Raw genomic sequence first — 19,733 nt, forward strand, 5'->3', positions numbered from 1 at the left:
CGGCCTGTGGGAGCTGGAATAATCTTGGCAAACCAATTTAAACATCGTTGGCGCAGCGATTTGCTAATCGTAATCGGTCTGCTGTTTCTTCTGTTCCTCGTATTCATTGCCTTTTTAAATTGGCTGTTGGCTATTGCCGGACTTGTGCTTCTTGCCTTGTCCGTTTTGTGGTTTTTAATTAATGAGCGTCAATTTGACAAGGAATTGATTCAGTATGCAGCGGGTTTGTCATACCGGTTGAAGAAGGTAGGCAATGAAGCTTTGCTTCATATGCCGATTGGTATTCTGCTGTATGATGGGGGAGAACGTGTGCAGTGGTGCAACCCGTACTTGAATCAAATTACTGAAGAGGATGGAAATACGGCCATTGGTCGGCCATTAAATGAAATTGCCGAACCGCTAAGCAAATTAATCGCGTCTGATAAGGAATCAATGATCATTGCGTTAAATGAACGGCAATACCGCGTGCGTTTAAAACGGCAGGAGAAACTGCTTTACTTTACCGATATTACGGACATTCTGGAAATTAAGAAACACTATTACAATGAAAAAACGGTTCTCGCACTCATCTTCCTGGATAACTATGATGAAGTAACACAGGGCCTTGAAGATCAGGTGCGCAGCACGATTAATAATGAAACAACGACGATCATTAAGAACTGGGCATCAGAACATGGTATCTATCTCCGCCGTACGGCTTCAGATCGATTTCTCGCGGTCATGAATGAACGATTGCTTCACTCTATAGAGGAACAGCATTTTTTAATTTTGGATAAAGTGCGAGAGATTACGGTTCCGCTCAGCCACATTCCTTTGACGTTGAGTATTGGTGTCGGAGCAGGCACGGTGTCGCTTGAGGATTTGGGAAGTTATGCTCAGTCAGCCTTGGACCTGGGGCTTGGACGCGGTGGTGATCAAGCAGTCATTAAACGTCCGGACGGTGATGTACGTTTCTACGGCGGTAAATCGAATCCGGTGGAAAAACGTACAAGAGTGCGCGCGCGTGTGATTTCACATGCATTGTCTGAGCTCATGCTGGAAAGCGATCAAGTCATGATTATGGGTCACCGTGCTCCGGATCTGGATTCAATCGGTTCGTGTATCGGCATCTTAAAGATCGCTCATGCGAATGGGCGGAGTGCCAAAATTATTATGGATCAAGCAAATAATGTTTCCGGTGTTTCGAAACTGCTTGAGGAATTGAAAAAACAAAAGAATCTATGGTCGAATCTCATCAGTGCTGATCAGGCAGCTGACCAAATAACGAAACGAACGCTTATGGTCATTGTTGATACGCATCGTCCGTCGATGGTCGTTAACTCACAGCTGCTCAGCAGCGTTCATCGTGTAGTGGTTATCGACCATCACCGCAGAGCTGAGGAGTTTATCAAGGATCCAGTACTTGTCTACATGGAGCCGTATGCTTCGTCAACATCCGAACTGGTTACTGAGCTTCTTGAATATCAGCCCAATGAGCGTCCTTTGGATCTGATTGAAGCGACAGCCATGCTCGGCGGCATTGCTGTTGATACGAAAAATTTTACACTTCGAACAGGTTTTCGAACATTCGATGCCGCTTCGTATTTGCGTGCGCATGGTGCGGACACAATCTTAGTGCAGAAGTTTCTTTGCGATGATTTGGACCAGTTCAATCAGCGTGCGGAATTAATTCGCAGAACACAGCTCTATAAAACGAATATTGCAATTGCCGTGGGTAAAGATGATCAAGTCTATGATCAGGTACTTCTTGCACAAACGGCCGATACAATGTTGATGCTCGAAGGAATCCGTACCTCGTTTGTCATTGGCAAACGAACCGATGGACAAATCGGCGTCAGTGCACGCTCACTTGGTGATTTGAATGTCCAGGTAATCATGGAGAGTATCGGCGGAGGCGGCCATTTGAACAATGCTGCGACACAGATGGCAGACACAACGATTGAAGAGGCGACCACTCGTGTCACTCACGCAATTGATCTGTATCTTGAAGGAGGTCTATCCTAAATGAAAGTTATTTTTCTGAAAGATGTAAAGGGAAAAGGAAAAGCAGGGGAAATCAAGGATGTATCAGAAGGTTATGCCCGTAACTATCTGTTGCCAAAGAAAGTGGCAGTAGAAGCAAATAAGGGCAGCATGAGTCAATTGGAAGCGCAAAAGAAGAAGCGCCAAGAAGTTGAGGAAAATGAGCGCCTTGAAGCGATCGCGCTGAAAGAAAAAATTGAAAACATGACGATCGAGATGAAAGCAAAATCCGGAGAAGGCGGCCGACTGTTTGGCTCAATTACCAGTAAACAAATCGCGCAATCTCTTAAAAAAGCGAAGATTTCTATTGATAAACGGAAAATTGATTTACCGGAACCGATTCGCAGCTTAGGTTATACAGATGTTCCATTGAAGCTGCATCCGCAGGTTTCAGCAAAGGTTAAAGTACATGTAACAGAAGAATGAAAAATTCTATCCGCCCGGTGCCGGCGCACCTCGGCGGATTTTAACGGTTTGGTCTTATTAAAGGATTATGCAGCTTGTCATTATTTATTGGCTTATCCGTGAAAAGGGATTTTCGCGCCTTTCAAACTGTTGAAAAGTTTGTCGATTTGATGCAGCAAGTTCTTAACCGTTGTTATCAAAAAAGCGGTAAGCGGAGCGGCCAATAAAATATCAATGTTTTAGAAGGAGGGGCGATATGAGCGATTTATTTGCTGACCGGATTCCCCCGCACAATATGGAAGCGGAGCAAGCGGTGCTCGGTGCAATTTTTCTTGAGCCTTCAACGGTGATTACTGCTTCTGAGCTACTTGTTCCGGACGACTTTTACCGGACAAGCCACCAGCTTATTTTCTCGGTGATGCTGGATCTTTCAGAACGGAACGAACCGGTCGATGTGGTCACAGTAACGAATGCACTTCAGAATTCAAAGCGGCTTGAGGAGATCGGCGGGGTATCTTATTTGGCGGAGCTGGCAGGATCTGCACCGACAGCTGCCAACATTGAGTATTACTGCTCCATTGTTTCTGAAAAAGCAACACTTCGCCGTTTGATACGAACAGCAACACAAATTGTTTCCGATGGCTATACGCGTGATGATGGTGTCGAGGGCATTCTAGATGATGCAGAACGGAAAATACTTGAAGTAGCTGAGCGAAAGCGGAATGGTGAATTTCAATCGATCAAGGATGTGCTGATTGAAACCTATGACAATATTGAAATGCTGCAAAAACGCAAGGATGATGTCACCGGCACACCAACCGGCTTTCTTGAACTTGACCGGATGACCGCAGGCTTCCAAAAAAGCGATCTTGTTATTGTCGCCGCTCGTCCCTCTGTAGGTAAGACAGCCTTTGCTCTTAATATTGCGCAGAATGTTGCCATTAAAAACGAGGCAAATGTCGCGATTTTCAGTTTGGAAATGGGAGCAAAACAACTGGCAATGCGTATGTTGTGCGCAGAAGGGAATATTAATGCTCAGAAGCTGCGAACAGGCAGCTTGGAGGATGAAGATTGGCAAAAGCTGACGTATGCAATGGGCAGCCTGTCACGTGCGGGTATTTACATTGACGATTCTCCGGGTATTCGTGTCAACGATATCCGTTCCAAATGCCGAAGACTGAAGCAGGAAAAAGGTCTGGATATGGTGATGATTGACTACCTGCAGCTGATCATGGGTTCCGGCGGCGGTCAAAGACAAGAGAATCGTCAGCAAGAAGTATCCGAAATTTCGCGAACACTAAAAGCAATGGCAAGAGAACTGGATGTACCGGTTATTGCGCTCTCGCAGCTGTCGCGTGGTGTGGAAGCGCGTCAAGATAAACGTCCGATGATGAGCGATATCCGCGAATCCGGAAGTATTGAACAGGATGCTGATGTTGTTGCGTTCCTATATCGTGATGATTACTACAATAAAGAAAGCGAAAAGCAGAACATAATAGAAATCATTATTGCTAAGCAGCGTAATGGTCCGGTAGGTACCGTCGAACTGGCTTTTGTTAAAGAATACAGTAAATTCGTCAATATTGATCGGAAACACAGTGATGATGATATACCAAGAGGCGCATAATGGTTTTCTACATGTTCTAATCCGAACAATTAATAAAACGGAGCTCGAAATGTTCGTCTCCTCATTGACTTTTAAAACTAATTCCTGTTAGACTTAATAGTGGCTTTAGTGAACTAAAATATTATTTTGTAGAAGTTGGGGGCTAAGTGAATGTCTTCTGTTGTTGTTGTTGGCGCACAGTGGGGCGATGAAGGGAAAGGAAAGATTACCGACTACCTTTCTGAGAACTCGGAAGTAGTTTCACGCTATCAAGGCGGAGATAATGCCGGGCATACAATCGTCTGGAACGGCAAGACGTACAAATTACGATTAATGCCATCAGGAATTCTTTATAAAGAAAAGATCTGTGTTCTTGGGAACGGAATGGTTGTCAATCCTAAGTCCCTGTGCAGAGAATTGGACTACATGAAGGAGAGCGGTGTGAGCACGGATAATTTGCGTATCAGCAACCGTGCCCATGTGATCCTCCCTTATCACTTGAAGCTGGATATGCTTGAAGAAGAAAACAAGGGTGCGTCCAAGATCGGTACAACGCAGAAGGGCATTGGTCCTGCTTATATGGATAAAGCGGCGCGTGTCGGCATCCGGATGGCTGATCTTCTGGAGCCGGAGACCTTCCGAGCGAAGTTGGCGAAAAATCTAAGAGAGAAAAATCGACTTCTTGAGAAGTTCTATGATACCGAAGGCTTCAATATTGATGATATTTATGATGAATACATTGGATACGGAGAACGCTTGAGACCTCTCGTGTGCGATACTTCTGTCGTTTTGAACGATGCACTTGATGCCGGTAAACGCGTCCTGTTTGAAGGCGCACAAGGATGCATGCTGGATATTGATCAAGGCACGTATCCATTCGTCACCTCCTCCAATCCGGTAGCCGGTGGCGTCACGATTGGCGCTGGTGTTGGTCCATCAAAAATTAATCACGTTGTCGGTTGTGCGAAAGCATACACAACTCGTGTCGGGGACGGTCCGTTTCCAACAGAACTTACCGATGCAATTGGTGATCAGATTCGTGAAGTCGGTCATGAATATGGAACAGTAACCGGACGTGCACGCCGTGTCGGCTGGTTTGACAGCGTAGTCGTTCGTCATTCGCGCCGTGTCAGCGGTCTGACGGATCTCTCGCTGAATTGTGTGGACGTCCTCACCGGACTCGAAACGGTAAAAATTTGCAAAGCTTATAAATATAAGGGAAAACTGATTGAAGAATTCCCGGCCAGTTTAAATGTTCTTGCTGAATGCGAACCGATTTACGAAGAAATGCCTGGTTGGAAAGAAGATATTACCGGAGCAAAATCGCTTTCTGATCTTCCTCCAAATGCTCGTCACTATATTGAACGGATTGCACAGTTAACTCAGGTTGGTCTGTCACTGTTCTCTGTCGGTCCGGACCGTACGCAAACCATTGAAGTGCGCAATCCCTTCCGCTAATCTAAAAATTAATGGAATAAAAGTTGATGTCATGGCCATCCTTAAAGAGGCTGTGGCATTTTTAATATTATTTTTCAAAGCAGAAAGCTGCTTATCAGGTTCGAGATTCCCGGCCTGTCCTCGAGGTTCAAAGAATCAATTTCAAAAAAAACTTGCGTTAATAAAGCGACCATGGTAAAATATTTCTTGTGCCGCAAAAAGACATGCTTTTCTTTTTAATAATATCGCGGGGTGGAGCAGTCTGGTAGCTCGTCGGGCTCATAACCCGAAGGTCGTAGGTTCAAATCCTGCCCCCGCAACCAAATGGATCCGTGGTGTAGGGGTTAACATGCCTGCCTGTCACGCAGGAGATCGGCGGTTCAAATCCGCTCGGATCCGCCATTATTATGGCTCGGTAGCTCAGTCGGTAGAGCAGAGGACTGAAAATCCTCGTGTCGGTGGTTCGATTCCGCCTCGAGCCATGTTTTGCCAAACATAAGCGATAAAACGCTCTTAATAGAAATGGTACTTAAGTGGGAAAAGTCTCTGAGATCAATCAGAGGCTTTTTCCTGTTTCTGTCATTATGACATCGAGATCATGATTATGTTAAAATAAACAGGAAACAATCTGATCGATAAACGAGGGTTAATTCGGAACAAAGTGGTTCCATTCAGAGAGTAGAGTATGGATCATAAATTGCAAACGCAGCTCGCCATTACTCTGATACTGATCGAACGATTAGATAGTGGGACAAAGAAAATATTGCATGGGAAATAAATCACAAGAATTCAACAAGGGGGCTGCACGAATTGGAAAATAAAATTCTAGTTGTCGATGATGAACAGCCGATTGCGGATATAGTACAGTTTAATTTGGAAAAAGAGGGCTATGAAGTTATATGCGCTTATGACGGTGAGGAAGCACTTCAAAAGGTTGAAGAAGAAAATCCGGATATGATTCTGCTTGATGTGATGCTGCCAATCAAAGACGGTATGGAAGTATGCCGTGAAGTACGAAAAACGCATAATATGCCGATTATCATGTTGACAGCTAAAGATTCGGAAATTGATAAGGTACTTGGTCTTGAAATGGGCGCTGATGACTATGTCACAAAACCGTTCAGCAACCGTGAATTGATCGCAAGAGTTAAGGCCAATTTGAGGCGACACAGGCAAGAAGGTGCGGAAGAAGAGAAAAAACAAGAGAATAATATCGAAATCGGTGACCTCGTGATCCATCTCGATGCTTATGTGGTTACAAAACGAGGGAAAATGGTTGAATTGACGCATCGTGAATTTGAGCTCCTTCATTATCTTGCCGATCATATCGGACAAGTAATGACTCGAGAGAATTTGCTGCAGACGGTGTGGGGCTATGACTATTTTGGCGATGTGCGTACCGTGGACGTTACGGTGCGACGGCTGCGCGAGAAAATTGAGGACAATCCAAGTAGGCCGGCATGGATTATAACACGGCGCGGTGTCGGTTACTATTTGAAAGAACCAAATCAGGAGTCTAGTGATGAATAAGGTCGGTTTCTTTAAATCGATTCAATTTAAAGTCGTTTTAATCTATGTACTTCTTATTCTGCTTGCCATGCAACTGATCGGTGTGTATTTTACAGATCGCGTCAAAACGATAACTCTTGACAGCTTTGAGAAGTCGCTTGAAAGTCAGAGCCAGTTAATTGCATGGAATGTCGGCGAAGCCATACGTGAAGCAAAGGAAACGAATGCCGATGATTCGAATCATGTGACGGATCAGATTCAGAACCAATTGCTGGAGCTTGATAGTAATATTAGAGAGATTCAAGTCATCGATCCAAACATGGTTATTATTGCTGCAGATGAGAAGCATCAGAGTACCGTAGGAAAACGAACAACCAACAGGCTGGTCATTCAGAATCTGTCATCAAAGGTAACCAATAAATACCGAACTACTGACAATAAGAATGGTGAACGCGTCGATGTTGTGACCACACCGATTCAAGTAGACAGCATGCATTATGGTACGCTTTATGTCGAGAAAAGCTTTGAAAGTGTCTATAGTCAGCTGCAGCAAGTCAATCAGATTCTTGCATCGGCGACCATCTTCGCATTATTGGTCACAGCGATTTTAGGCTTTTTTCTCGCACGCACCATAACACGTCCGCTTGTACAAATGCAGCGTCAAGTACTTGCCGTGTCACAAGGGAATTTTACGAGAAAGGTGAAAATGAGTGAGCCGGATGAGATTGGTCAGCTCGCCACTTCGTTTAATAACATGACAATGAAGTTGCGTGAAGCGAATGCGACAACAGAATCAGAGCGGCGCAAATTGAAGTCGGTCCTTACCTATATGACCGACGGGGTCATTGCGACTGATCGCAAAGGGAACGTTATCTTGATGAACAACCGCGCTGAGCAGCTGCTCAATGTTTATCGCCACGATGTGACCGGCAATTCGATTTTAGATTTGCTCAAGATTCGCAAAGAGCACAAAATCATGGATCTCTATGAGTTAAATGATTCCATTGTGCTTGATTTCAGCACAGACGATGAAACAATCCTGTTGCGTGCGAACTTCTCAGTTGTTAAAAAGGACAACGGGCTTGCCAATGGGTTAATCGCGGTGATTCATGACGTAACGGAACAAGAGCAAGTAGATATGGAACGGCGCGAATTTGTGGCCAATGTCTCGCATGAACTGCGTACACCGCTGACCACAATGAAAAGTTACTTGGAAGCGCTGCAGGACGGAGCGGTTGAAGACGCAGCACTCGCAACGAAGTTCCTTGGCGTGACCCAGCGTGAAACGGAGCGTATGATCCGCTTGGTCAACGACCTGCTCCAACTTTCCAGACTGGATTCCAAAAACCATAATCTTCGTCTTGAACGAACGAACTATATAGAATTCTGTGGCAGTATTGTTGATCGATTTGAAATGTCCAAAAAACAAAATATTGAGTTTGTCCGCCATTTTCCGAAAGGGTCGTTCTTTGTTCAGGTCGATCGCGACAAACTGACGCAGGTGATCGATAATATTATTTCCAACGCGATTAAATATTCTCCTGAGGGCGGTATTATTACGATCCGCATCACACGCAGAGGACGAAATATCCGAACAATGATTAGTGATCAGGGGGTCGGTATTCCGAAGGAAAATCTGCCGAAGATTTTTAACCGATTCTATCGTGTTGATCGTGCGCGTTCACGTAAATTAGGCGGTACAGGACTGGGACTCGCCATCGCCAAGGAAATGATTGAGGCGCTGGGCGGAGAAATCTGGGCGGAAAGTGACTGGAACCGAGGCACAACCATTCATTTTGTACTCCCGCTGGATAGAAGGGAACTCTAAGATGCATCGTGAAGTATTCAAATCCGTATTGTTGGGTGTGCTCGTACTTGCGAGCGTCGCAATGACCTTCAATATACTTTTCTATAAATCTGATTTCCGGAATTATAATCCGAATTCAACGAAACAGGTCGCCATCGCAAAGGCGCAAAAAATACCTGAAGTGATTCGCCCTAATTTGATGCTGGAACGCAATAAGAATGGTGAGTTTGGTCAAACCAGCAGCAGTCAGATACAAAAGGTGTACACGCTGCTTCGCCAGTGCGTTTTTAGTGACCTATCAAGTGATGACTCCGACAATGACAACGGTAGTGATAGCACTCATTATAAGCTTGTTTTTCCGGCGCCGCTTACATTTGATGCGTTGAGCAAAGTGTTTCAATTTGACAATGATAAGTCACAGAGTACAAATCATGTGCTTGTAGATCGTGTTGACGTATTCAGTTCCTCGAACGGACAAAATGTTACGGCAATTTTCTCTTCTCAAGATGAAAAAAGTAAATTCTATACAACGGTTGATCATTTGAATATTAACAGTTTGAAAGCTTTATTTGCTGATGTGGATCTTCGCCCTTATGAGCGTACGGCTTTGAAAGGAAAGGTCGTCTATTTACCCCAGGAAAAGACAGCAGTAGATTCAGAAGTCAGCTATTATGAACGACTTTCCTTAGAAAAATTCATACCGATTTTTTTTACCGATCCCGATAACGTATTTGCTGCAAAAGGAAAAACAGAATACACGGACAGCGAGCGGCAAATAGAACGCACGAATAATATTATCCAGTTTGTGAATCCGGGAATTACGAGTACATCGGAACAAAAACAGGATCCGATTATCGGCAGCTTTGACTGGGTGAACAGCGTTAAATTATGGACTGATGATTATATTTACCAAGGTGTTACATTGAAAAATTTTCGCGGGGATGGAACAGTCAGCTTTCGTATGACCATAGGCGACTATATGGTATTCAATACGGAGTACCCCAATTGGTATTTGAGTATGATTGAGCTTACTTGGCGAAGCGGTGAATTAAGCAACTATAAAGGCACGCTTCTTGATTTGAATCCTGTTGACAGTCAGGGAAGCATGACACTTGACTCAGGTAAAGATATACTTAATCAATTGAGCCAAGCCAATGTACATGTAAAGTCTATTGAAGATCTGGCTATTGGCTATGAATTGAAAAATCCGGACACAGGTTCAGACCAATCCATAGTGGCAACGCCGGATTGGTTTTATAAAATCGGCGGCCGCTGGTATTCAGTGACCGATGCGCTTCTGCCTGCCCATGGTATTAACGGGAAGGAGGATCCGTCATGAATTGGAGCAGAACAAAATCAATTTTCATTATTTGTTTTCTTCTTCTCGACGTCTTTCTCGTCTTTGAGATGTACATGAGACAGCAGGATGAGAGTGTTGAAGACGTCTCAGACAGCGGTTCGAAATACAATAATTACAAAGCAGAAACCGTGATTCCATCACTGCCTAAAGATGTCACGTTCCTTCGTGGAACAAGAATTGATTTTAATCAACAGAAAGATGCGCTTGTTCAGTTAACGGATCGTAAAGAGGATGCCGAAAAGCAAAAAATCACTTTGGAAGAGGATGGTCGGCAATTGACGGGGCTCTTTTCGACTCCTAAAGTGCTTGGCAATGTTAAGAAGAATGAAGATATACAAAACACGCTGCTCAGCATGGTTTATCAGGGGCAGGATTATAAATTCTGGGAGCTTGGGGCCGATAAAAGCACTGTGAAATTTGTCCAGACTTACCGTAACCGGCCAGTGTATGTCAGCACTCGAAATCGAGTGCAGATGCTTGATTTTACCGTTCAAGGTGATCAGGTGACAGGCTTTCATCAAAACTATTTTAAACTAAGCTCGAATCAGAATAACCAAGTGGATCTGATTAATGCTGAACAAGCTATTAAGTATTTGGCAGATCGAACCGATCTAGTGGGCTATAGTACCTTGCACATTAAAGCAATTGAACTATGCTACCTAAATACGGTAGGTGATGGCAGCGCTGACCCGCTCATCTTCGTTCCGGCATGGCATATTACGATTCGTACGAACGGTCATACAAGTGATTACTTTGTTAACGCGGTCTCTGGCAACGTACAATCAGTCAATTAAAGGTCGATTTTTTCACCCTTGGGAGGGGTAGAAGTGACGTTACATTTTAGTGTACTGGCAAGCGGCAGTACGGGGAACTCGCTCTATATCGAAACGGAGCAGCAACATTTATTAATTGATTGCGGATTAAGCGGCAAGAAAATGATTGAATTACTAGGGCAAATCGGACGCCGACCAGAAGATATCGATGGGATTCTGGTCACCCATGAACACAGTGATCATATCAAAGGGCTTGGCATTTTCGCGCGCCGTTTTCATACGCCGGTTTATGCAAATAAGAAGACATGGCAGGCGATGTCGGCCGGAATTGGCGAGATTCCAGTCGAGCAGAAGTTTGAGTTTGCGCCGAATACAACGAAGGAATTCGGAGGCTTGGTTCTTGAGTCGTTCTCTGTTTCCCATGATGCTGCTGATCCGATGTTTTATGTTGTTCATGATCACGAGAAGCAGCTGACACTGCTGACTGATCTCGGTTATGTTTCCGAGCATATTAAGGGGTTAATTAATAACTCAGATGCATATATTATGGAAGCAAATCATGATACAGAGATGCTCATGATGGGGCGCTATCCATGGAGTGTGAAACGGCGTATTTTGGGCGATACCGGTCATATTTCAAATGAAGAATCAGGGCTCGCACTGACTGATGTATTTGGAGACCGGACAAAGAAAATTTATCTTGCCCATTTGAGCAAGGATAATAATATGAAAGAATTGGCACGGATGAGTGTCGGTCAGCGTTTGGAAAGCATTGGGCTTAAATTAGGAAGGGAAGTAGCTCTTCATGATACCGATCCTGATCACGCAACGGAATTAACCGCGATTTAGGTTTAGTTGATGGTGACTTTGGCTATTCTTTACATAGAACAACGGCAATTTTGCGATGCATATAGAAATAGTCACATAATTTTTATTAGCAAGATATTCAGTGGTAAATTATTGATAAAGAAGTTATGTGATTACTGGGACTTCAGATCGTTTTGAAGATCGTGCGCGTTTCTTTGGTTCCGGGTATCATTGTAAATGTTGTGAGGGGGAAATGTGTATGGGGTATTATGATGACAACCACATAGGGAGCGATTCGGAATCCGAAGGCAATTCCCGCCAAAAACGAGAAACCCGCATGCGTGGCGGTTGGTTTTTCTCGGGTTTCATCGGGGCTGTCGTCGGTATGGTTTGTCTTTTGATCTTTGCTCCTATACTTTCGGATCTAGGCGTCTTTCCCTATCAGGTGTCGACAGGCGCACAGAATTCCAATAATGTGAGCAATCCGACATTCAATCGGCAAATGAATGTTAATGTTACCTCATCGGTTACTGAGGCGGTAGACAAGGTATCACCTGCAGTTGTAGCCGTCATTAATCTGCAAAAGGCAAATTTCTTTGATAATAAGTATACTGAATCAGGAATCGGTTCAGGTATTATCTATAAAAAGGATAATCAGTATGCTTATGTGGTAACGAACAACCATGTGGTTTCTGGTGCGGAAAAAGTGGAAGTTCGCTTGAATGATGAATTAAAAACAAATGCTACAGTTCTGGGTAAAGATGCACTTTATGATTTGGCAGTGCTGCGAATCCCGGCGAAGAACGTTAAAAGCGTTGCAGAGTTCGGCAATTCGTCCAAACTAAAGCGAGGCGAGCCGGCGATTGCAATTGGCAACCCGCTCGGATTTTCCGGTTCGGTAACTGAAGGAATTATCAGTTCGACGAGCCGAACGATTCCGGTTGAAAGCAACAACGCTTCAATCGAGGCACAGGTTCTCCAAACAGATGCGGCCATTAACCCTGGGAACAGCGGTGGTGCTCTTGTGAATATTGCAGGTCAGGTCATCGGTATTAACTCATCAAAAATTGCGTCGACAGGAAGCGGTACTGATGAGGGCGTTGAAGGTATCGGATTTGCAATTCCAATTAATGTTGCGAAACCGGTCATCAACAAACTTGAATCCGGGGGCAAAATTGAACGGCCGATGCTGGGCGTCAGTATCGTCGACCTTTCCATGGTACCGAATGAAGAAGCAAAGCAACTACAGCTGCCGTCCGATGTAAAGACCGGACTGGTTGTTACCGATGTTCAAAGCTCAAGTCCTGCTGCCAAGAGCGGGCTCGAAGCAGGCGACGTCATTACGGAGATCAATGGACATAAAATCAAAAGCTATATTGAATTTTCAACGTACATGTACACGGAGCTTCATGCCGGACAGACAGTGAATATTAAATATTATCGGATGGGCAAAGTGCACACATCCAAGTTAACATTAGGAAGCAAGACATTTTCGTAATAGGTAAATATCAGCGGGTTCAATGACCGAAATTAAGGTTATTGAGCCCGTTTTTTTACAGGTAAAGAAGGTATATGATTTTCGAATTAACAAAAAGTAAGAAACTAGACACGAAAGGTGAGATGCCTGCGGGTGCGGCTCTGTTGATCGCGTGCCGGCGAGACCCTGCAGATTTCTGCTTGTCTGAGGAGGCTCGCGGTGCGCCCGCGGTCGTGCTCTGTTGATGCGAGCAACCGAAGCGATGATTCAACACTGTAAAGACACAAATCAATGCTAAAAAAAGAGAACTTTCGCAAGTGTAAAGGAGCTTTCGCTAAATACGCATACGTCCTGTATGCAACGCGAAAGCCATCACATCCTGTGAAAGTAAGGACCGGGCGGTTTTTGCCCGGTTTTTCTTACAAGGAAAGAAAGTATATCGTTCTGCCTTGCTGGTATAATGATCAGCGTTATAAGATTCGGGTGGGCGATCAGGCAAGCGCCCAATCTGAGAAATAGACGGAAAAATTCCGCTTAAATTGAAAATGAATGGTAAAATCGCTTAAATAGACGGAGAAATTACCCTTATTGAATCGAAAAACGTAAAAATAGAGGCTTTTTCTCTGAATAAGCGGAAAAATTACCCTTATTTACAGGTAAAACTAGCGCCATGGTGCATATAACCGGAAAATCTCCGCTTATTTTACTCGTTACTTAATGAAGGACCGGGCGCTTTTTGCCCGGTTTTTCTTATGCGCAATGTGCGTAACCTTGTGGACAGATGTTGTGAACAAATGCAAGCAAGGCTGTGGACAATTTGTGTGCATCATCGAATAAATATCCACAACTTATCCACATCTGAGGAAAAACTGTTCATAACTCTGAAAATTCATCACATTCAACTATGATAAAATAAAAAGAAAACATAGTTGTAAAAAGAGTAAAAACAGGGAAAAGCCCGGTAGCACGGGAGTTATTCGTATATGCAGAACACAATGGCACATGAAAAAGGCAATGAATGAATAAATAGTGAATTGTGACAAATTCTGAGTATTTATGATGAAAATAGTTATCCACATTCGTCAAAATACAACATTTTTCGATGCGCATATCTTGTGGCAAACGAATGATTCCATACAGAATATAGAAACGACCTGTGGATATGTGCATAACTTCTGTGTATAACTCTTAATAAGGTTGGGATAAGTTGTGAATATCAGTATTTTAACGGTTGGAAAACTAAAAGAAAAATATTTTAAACAAGGAATTGATGAGTATGCAAAACGGCTGGGTCCCTATGCAAAAGTAACTATTATGGAAGTCCCCGACGAGAAAGCACCGGAAAATCTTTCCGAAGCGGAAATCGAACAGGTGAAACGTTCCGAAGGTGAACGCTTGCTGAAGAAACTGCCCGATCATGCCTACGCAATTGCACTGGCTATCAAGGGAAAACAGATGCCCTCCGAAGACTTCGCAGCAAAAATTCAAGAACTGGCAACGTATGGTCACAGTGACATTGCCTTCATCATCGGCGGATCAAACGGCCTGAGCGATGAAGTTCTGAGCAGAGCAGATTTCCAGCTCTCTTTCTCTAAATTCACATTTCCGCATCAGCTCATGCGCTTGATCTTGATCGAGCAAATTTATCGAGCGTTTAAGATTATGCGAAACGAACCGTATCATAAGTAGATGAAGGAAGTTAATTTCTTCACCCAAATACAGGAACGTGAGCTGATATAACAGTTTGTAAGTAACAATTTTGTATAATACGTGTGCTTTTTTCACGAATAAAGAAAGACGGAAGTCGGAGATGGAGATAAGTAACATGGTAAAAAAACATCATCAGCAAACAGGATTCATCTTGCTATTAGTAATTTTATTAATATCTGCATGCCTTCGCGCTCCCTTTACCGCTGTCGGTGCTCTTATTCATTTGATTCAGAGGGATACAGGCATTAATGGAACGCTGAGCGGGTTGCTAACGTCACTTCCTATGCTCGCCTTTGCTTTTATTGCACCGATAACGCCTCGTTTCGTTCGCCGATGGGGCATGGTCCGCATGCTGTTTTTCAGTATGGCCTGGCTGACTGCAGGCATTCTGGTTCGCTCTCTTGTACCGGGTATATTTGGTCTGTTCGTCGGTACGGCAGTTGTGGGAGTCGCTATTGCGGCCGGAAACGTGATTCTGCCCAGTTTTATTCAATCTCAGTTCCGGCAGGACATCGGTTTAATGACCGGAGTTTATTTAGTATCTATGTCGCTTTGGGCAGGTATCAGTTCGGGTTTTGGTCTGCCGCTTGCCGTGAACGGGCATCTGGGCTGGAAGGGGAGTCTGCTTATATGGTGTTTGCTGTCCCTGGCTGCACTCATTGCCCTCTGGCCCCTCCTACGTAGGAAAGAATCAAAGGTATCTTCATCAGAAGAAGAAAACAGGGAACCTACTGGCTCAATCTGGCGCTCCGGGCTGGCCTGGTTCGTGACTCTCTACATGGGCATTCAATCTATTCTTTTTTATACCGTGCTCGCCTGGCTTCCTTCGATGTTGAACGCGCAAGGACTGTCGATGAGTCAGGGCGGTTTTCTGCTTCTGGTCATCCAGATTGTTTCCCTGCCCACTTCTTTTCTTGCACCTGTCCTTGCGAGTCGATTCAAAAACCAGACGAAGCTTGTTGTATCAGCTTGCGCCATTTATGTGATTGCATTCGGCGGTCTGCTTAGCGGACACTGGATCTATCTTTGGTCGGTTCTGATCGGCATCGGCAGTGGTGCTTCGTTCAGTTTTGCTATTTCACTTTTCAGCCTGCGGACAAATACGGCAGAGGAAAGCATAAAGCTTTCCGGCATGGCACAATCTGTTGGTTATCTGATGGCTGCTGTTGCCCCGGTCATCACAGGCTATATTCATGATCTTTCCGGCAGCTGGGAAGCGGCTAAAATCTTTCTTCTTATCTGTGCTGTCCTCCTGACTGTGTTGGCTTTTGGCGTCGGTCAGGATCGTAAGGTTCACCTGGTCGTGCACAGAAAATCCTGAATATGCTTCTGAATAGAATGTTTTTTCAAGTTATCTAAGAAAGACTAAGAGGGCAAGGAATTTGGGCGTAAGTAAAAAGAGGGACGGCAGGACATTGCTAGCCAATCACGCTCGGATGAGTGAACAAAAGCACGATAACCCTTAGATATAAATAATTTGGATGTTCTAGTGGATCATTTGGTTCTTTTATACGATCGCTTCGCATCGCTAAAAGAACGAGATAAAAATAGCCATTCACGCAAAAAAAGTTTTACTAAACCAGAAAATGGGAATAGGCAGTAAAGTTTTTTTAACAAAGGGCAAGCTGGTAAAGAGGGATGCGTGATGGAAAATGGAATGATGATGCAATATTTTGAATGGCATTTGGCCAATGATGGAAAACATTGGGAGCGCTTAAAGGCAGATGCTGAGCATTTGGCAGCGATAGGGATCTCGGCCGTTTGGTTGCCGCCCGTGTTCAAATGTAGCAAGCAGGAAGATGTTGGCTACAGCATCTATGATCTCTATGATCTGGGAGAATTCGATCAGAAGGGGACCGTCCGAACCAAGTACGGAACAAAAGCAGATTATCTGGCTGCAATCGCGGAGTTGCACGATCACGGTCTATCGGTCTATGCCGATATCGTGCTGAATCACAAAGCGGGTGCCGATGCATGCGAACGTTTTCAAGCCTACGAGGTGAATCCGACTAACCGCCAAGAAAAGCTCAGCGAGGCCCACGAAATTGAAGGATGGACAAGGTTCAACTTTCCTGGGCGTAAAGGAAAGTATTCCGATTTTATATGGACGTGGGAGCACTTTTCTGGGGTTGATTATGATCAGCTGACCAGCAAAAAGGCCATTTATATGATTGAAGGACTTAATAAGGGATGGGCCGATGACGATTTGGTGGATAATGAAAACGGCAATTATGATTATTTGATGTATGCAGATATTGACTATCGTCATCCCGACGTTATCCGGGAGATTAAAGAGTGGGCAAACTGGTTTTTGAAAACGACTGGAATTGATGGTTTCCGGCTTGACGCGGTGAAGCATATTAACCGCGCGTTCATTGCTCAATTGGCTGAGCATATTCGCAGGACCTACCGCGATTCCTTTTATTTGGTTGGCGAGTTTTGGAAGGATGAGACGCAGGGGGTGGAGAATTATCTTGAAGATACCGACTTTAAACTTGATTTATTCGATGTGACGCTGCATAACAATTTTTATCAGGCAGCGCAGCAGGGGAGGGACTATGATTTGCGGCAAATCTTGGAGGGGACTTTGATGAAGGAGCACCCATCTCTTGCCGTCACCTTTGTCGATAACCACGATACCCAGCCGGGACAATCACTCGAGTCCAGTGTCGCGCCTTGGTTCAAATTGCAGGCGTACAGTCTGATTCTGCTTCGTGCGGAAGGATTTCCGGTTATCTTTTATGGTGACTATTACGGCCTTAAAGGACCGAAGCCATCAAAAGGATTTCAGAAGGATCTGGATAGCTTGATGAATCTGCGCAGAAAGTTTGCCTATGGCGATCAAATGGATTATTTTCAGGATGAACATTGTATTGGCTGGACCCGTTCCGGCACGGACCAGCATCCAGGAGGACTCGTCGTTATTCTTTCGACAGGCGATGAGAATCAGATTCCAATGAATGTCGGTCCAGAAAACAAGGGAAAAAATTATGCCGATCAAATGGGTCATCAGCAGGCTCAAGTAAAAATTGATGAAGATGGACAGGGAATCTTTCCGGTTAATGGCGGTTCATTCTCTGTATGGACTTGTACCTAACCTATGTGACCAAATAAACCACCAAGCTTACCAAACAGTAAAGTTGTTATGTCACTCGTGATCGGATAAGACGTAGTCACCCAGGGTATTTTATTTATCCCCCCAGTCGTTAACTAACCTCTTGGACATGGGGAAAGTAAGTGGTCAAATAGACCAACAAATGGATTCGAAAAAATGGACATTTCTTTTACTAAATTGACACCATGCGTGGGCTACTATTTAGTGACATATATGATCAGCAAGGTTTTAAAAAGCAGTTAACCAAAATATTTAGGCTGGCCGAATCAAAGGAAAGACACTATTTCGATAGCGATATCATTGCTTAGAGAAAAAGATGAATAAATTATCTGCACCTGCTATGTTTCCACCTTATAAGATCTAAAAGAAAAGTATTAGATGTCTCAAGATTTATACTTTCAAAAAATCATTTTTATTGTCCATTGCAAATGATTCAAAGCTTCTGGGCTGTTTACCAGTAATTTGATAAAAATCGTCCGTTACGTTTTTAGCAGTTCCCATTCGGGTCATAAAATATAAAGCCACAGTAACGTTTACATACGTTTTGTTGAGCTTTCTTTTTTTAATGTACACGCTTCGATAGTTAAGAAAGGAGGGCTTTGCATAGGTAATTTTTCTGCCTAATACATTTGAAAGAATTTCTGCAACTTGGTAATAATCTAATGCTTCCGGTCCTGTAATTGTATGTGCTGTGTTTACATAGTTCTGGTAGTTATGCAGGATGAACGCTGTAGCCTCTCCAATGTCCTTTGCATCAATAAAACTTGTCTTACTTTTTCCTGCGGGTACAAAAATAGTGTCTTGTTCACGAATTTCTACAGCATGAACACCTGAAATGTTTTGCATAAAAAATCCTGGTCGAATATGGGCAAAAGGAATTTCTAGTTTTTCAATATATTTTTCTATTTTGTAATGGGGAGGAATGCTATTTTTTTCGATCCCCATTAAAGACAGAAAACATACAAGTTTAATTCCATGATTCTTCATGCATTCTATGAACGGAAAAAGATCTTCGGGCTTTCCTAAATGAGGAGGTCTCATTAAAAAGACTCGATCTACACCCTTTAACGCATTTTCAAAGGTTGAAGGGTCAGTGAAATCAAATTTAACATCTGTTGAATGTTCTAAGGCAGGTAATCGATTATTTGTTGTGTAGGAACGGACAACAATTTCTCCTAATTCCACTAATGTGTGCGAAACAAATGTACCACAGTTCCCGGATGCTCCAGTGACTAAAATTTTACCCAATTTCATTTCTCCTCTGCTAATATCTGATTTGCTTTACTGATTAAGTGGACCAATTGTCTAAAATCATCTTGCCCCATCTTCGTTTCTAAGGTATATAGCATTTTTAAGTATTCTTTATAAGATTCATTGACGAGCTCTTTGGCTAGTGAAGTTGGAGTTATTTTATAACTTCTCCCATCTGTTTGATCAGAGTGTTTTATTAAGTATTTTTTTCTATTCAAGGAATTAATCATTTCAGTAACCATTGGTTTTGATACTGCGAAGAATTGAGCAATTTGTAAAGGGGTTACCGCTTCTTTACTTCTGACTAAATAGATTAAAACCCCCATTTCACTATTGCGAATCGGAATATTTTTCTTTACATTAATTTGTGTTCGGCAAAATTGTGCAATAATTTCTGCACTTTGGTACATTTCGTCCATGACGTCACCTCAATATAGTTAATCTACTGAACTAA

At 43.5% G+C, this 19,733-nt stretch carries 15 protein-coding genes and 3 tRNA genes; 16 read left to right on the forward strand and 2 right to left on the reverse strand.

Annotated features, from left to right (window positions below; genetic code table 11):
* The first annotated feature begins 24 nt into the window (after positions 1-24).
* The 16 genes from NOM01_RS11935 (at position 25) to NOM01_RS12010 (ending at position 18,010) form a co-directional block, all read left to right on the forward strand.
* Complete coding sequence (locus NOM01_RS11935; protein ID WP_255748706.1) at positions 25-2,004, forward strand: DHH family phosphoesterase; 1,980 nt, start codon at positions 25-27, stop codon at positions 2,002-2,004.
* Positions 2,005-2,448, forward strand: coding sequence for a 50S ribosomal protein L9 (gene rplI / locus NOM01_RS11940; protein WP_255748707.1), 444 nt, complete (start codon positions 2,005-2,007; stop codon positions 2,446-2,448). It begins immediately after the preceding gene.
* A gap of 235 nt (positions 2,449-2,683) precedes the next feature.
* Positions 2,684-4,054, forward strand: a complete 1,371-nt coding sequence (gene dnaB, locus NOM01_RS11945) for a replicative DNA helicase (RefSeq protein ID WP_255748708.1) — start codon at positions 2,684-2,686, stop codon at positions 4,052-4,054.
* Positions 4,055-4,204: 150 nt separating this feature from the next.
* The gene (locus NOM01_RS11950) at positions 4,205-5,491 is read left to right on the forward strand and encodes an adenylosuccinate synthase (RefSeq protein WP_255748709.1); all 1,287 of its coding nucleotides are present in this window, start codon (positions 4,205-4,207) and stop codon (positions 5,489-5,491) included.
* Between the two features lie 225 nt (positions 5,492-5,716).
* Positions 5,717-5,793: transfer RNA gene (locus tag NOM01_RS11955), tRNA-Met, on the forward strand.
* 3 nt (positions 5,794-5,796) lie between these two features.
* Positions 5,797-5,872, forward strand: a tRNA-Asp gene (locus tag NOM01_RS11960).
* 7 nt (positions 5,873-5,879) lie between these two features.
* Positions 5,880-5,952: transfer RNA gene (locus NOM01_RS11965), tRNA-Phe, on the forward strand.
* A 328-nt stretch (positions 5,953-6,280) separates the two neighbouring features.
* Positions 6,281-7,000, forward strand: a complete 720-nt coding sequence (gene yycF, locus NOM01_RS11970) for a response regulator YycF (protein ID WP_255748710.1) — start codon at positions 6,281-6,283, stop codon at positions 6,998-7,000.
* On the forward strand, positions 6,993-8,807 hold the full coding sequence (walK, locus tag NOM01_RS11975; protein ID WP_255748711.1) for a cell wall metabolism sensor histidine kinase WalK: 1,815 nt from the start codon (positions 6,993-6,995) through the stop codon (positions 8,805-8,807). The genes yycF and walK overlap by 8 nt, the downstream gene beginning before the upstream one ends.
* Before the next feature lies 1 nt (position 8,808).
* Positions 8,809-10,125, forward strand: coding sequence for a YycH family regulatory protein (locus NOM01_RS11980; RefSeq protein ID WP_255748712.1), 1,317 nt, complete (start codon positions 8,809-8,811; stop codon positions 10,123-10,125).
* Entirely contained in the window at positions 10,122-10,940 is an 819-nt protein-coding gene (locus NOM01_RS11985; RefSeq protein WP_255748713.1) for a two-component system regulatory protein YycI, read from the forward strand. The genes NOM01_RS11980 and NOM01_RS11985 overlap by 4 nt, the downstream gene beginning before the upstream one ends.
* 33 nt (positions 10,941-10,973) lie before the next feature.
* A complete protein-coding gene (locus NOM01_RS11990; RefSeq protein WP_255748714.1) occupies positions 10,974-11,768 on the forward strand; it encodes an MBL fold metallo-hydrolase in 795 nt (264 codons plus the stop codon).
* A 217-nt stretch (positions 11,769-11,985) separates the two neighbouring features.
* On the forward strand, positions 11,986-13,224 hold the full coding sequence (locus NOM01_RS11995) for a S1C family serine protease (RefSeq protein ID WP_255748715.1): 1,239 nt from the start codon (positions 11,986-11,988) through the stop codon (positions 13,222-13,224).
* A gap of 1,188 nt (positions 13,225-14,412) precedes the next feature.
* Positions 14,413-14,892 carry a 23S rRNA (pseudouridine(1915)-N(3))-methyltransferase RlmH gene (rlmH, locus tag NOM01_RS12000; protein WP_255748716.1) on the forward strand — a complete coding sequence of 160 codons (480 nt, stop codon included), beginning with the start codon at positions 14,413-14,415 and terminating at the stop codon, positions 14,890-14,892.
* Positions 14,893-15,028: 136 nt separating this feature from the next.
* Positions 15,029-16,234 carry a CynX/NimT family MFS transporter gene (locus NOM01_RS12005; RefSeq protein WP_255748718.1) on the forward strand — a complete coding sequence of 402 codons (1,206 nt, stop codon included), beginning with the start codon at positions 15,029-15,031 and terminating at the stop codon, positions 16,232-16,234.
* Positions 16,235-16,555: 321 nt separating this feature from the next.
* Positions 16,556-18,010 (forward strand): alpha-amylase, encoded by a 1,455-nt coding sequence (locus NOM01_RS12010; protein ID WP_370646088.1) that lies wholly within the window; start codon positions 16,556-16,558, stop codon positions 18,008-18,010.
* Between the two features lie 408 nt (positions 18,011-18,418).
* Here NOM01_RS12010 and NOM01_RS12015 read toward each other — a convergent pair whose 3' ends face one another.
* Together NOM01_RS12015 and NOM01_RS12020 are read right to left on the reverse strand one after the other, a co-directional pair.
* Entirely contained in the window at positions 18,419-19,282 is an 864-nt protein-coding gene (locus tag NOM01_RS12015; RefSeq protein ID WP_370646089.1) for an SDR family oxidoreductase, read from the reverse strand.
* Positions 19,279-19,698, reverse strand: a complete 420-nt coding sequence (locus tag NOM01_RS12020; protein ID WP_255748721.1) for a MarR family winged helix-turn-helix transcriptional regulator — start codon at positions 19,696-19,698, stop codon at positions 19,279-19,281. Before NOM01_RS12020 ends, NOM01_RS12015 begins: the two co-directional genes overlap by 4 nt.
* Positions 19,699-19,733 lie beyond the last annotated feature (35 nt).

It is taken from the genome of Sporolactobacillus sp. STSJ-5 (assembly GCF_024385605.1).
In the GTDB taxonomy this organism is placed as follows: domain Bacteria; phylum Bacillota; class Bacilli; order Bacillales; family Sporolactobacillaceae; genus Sporolactobacillus.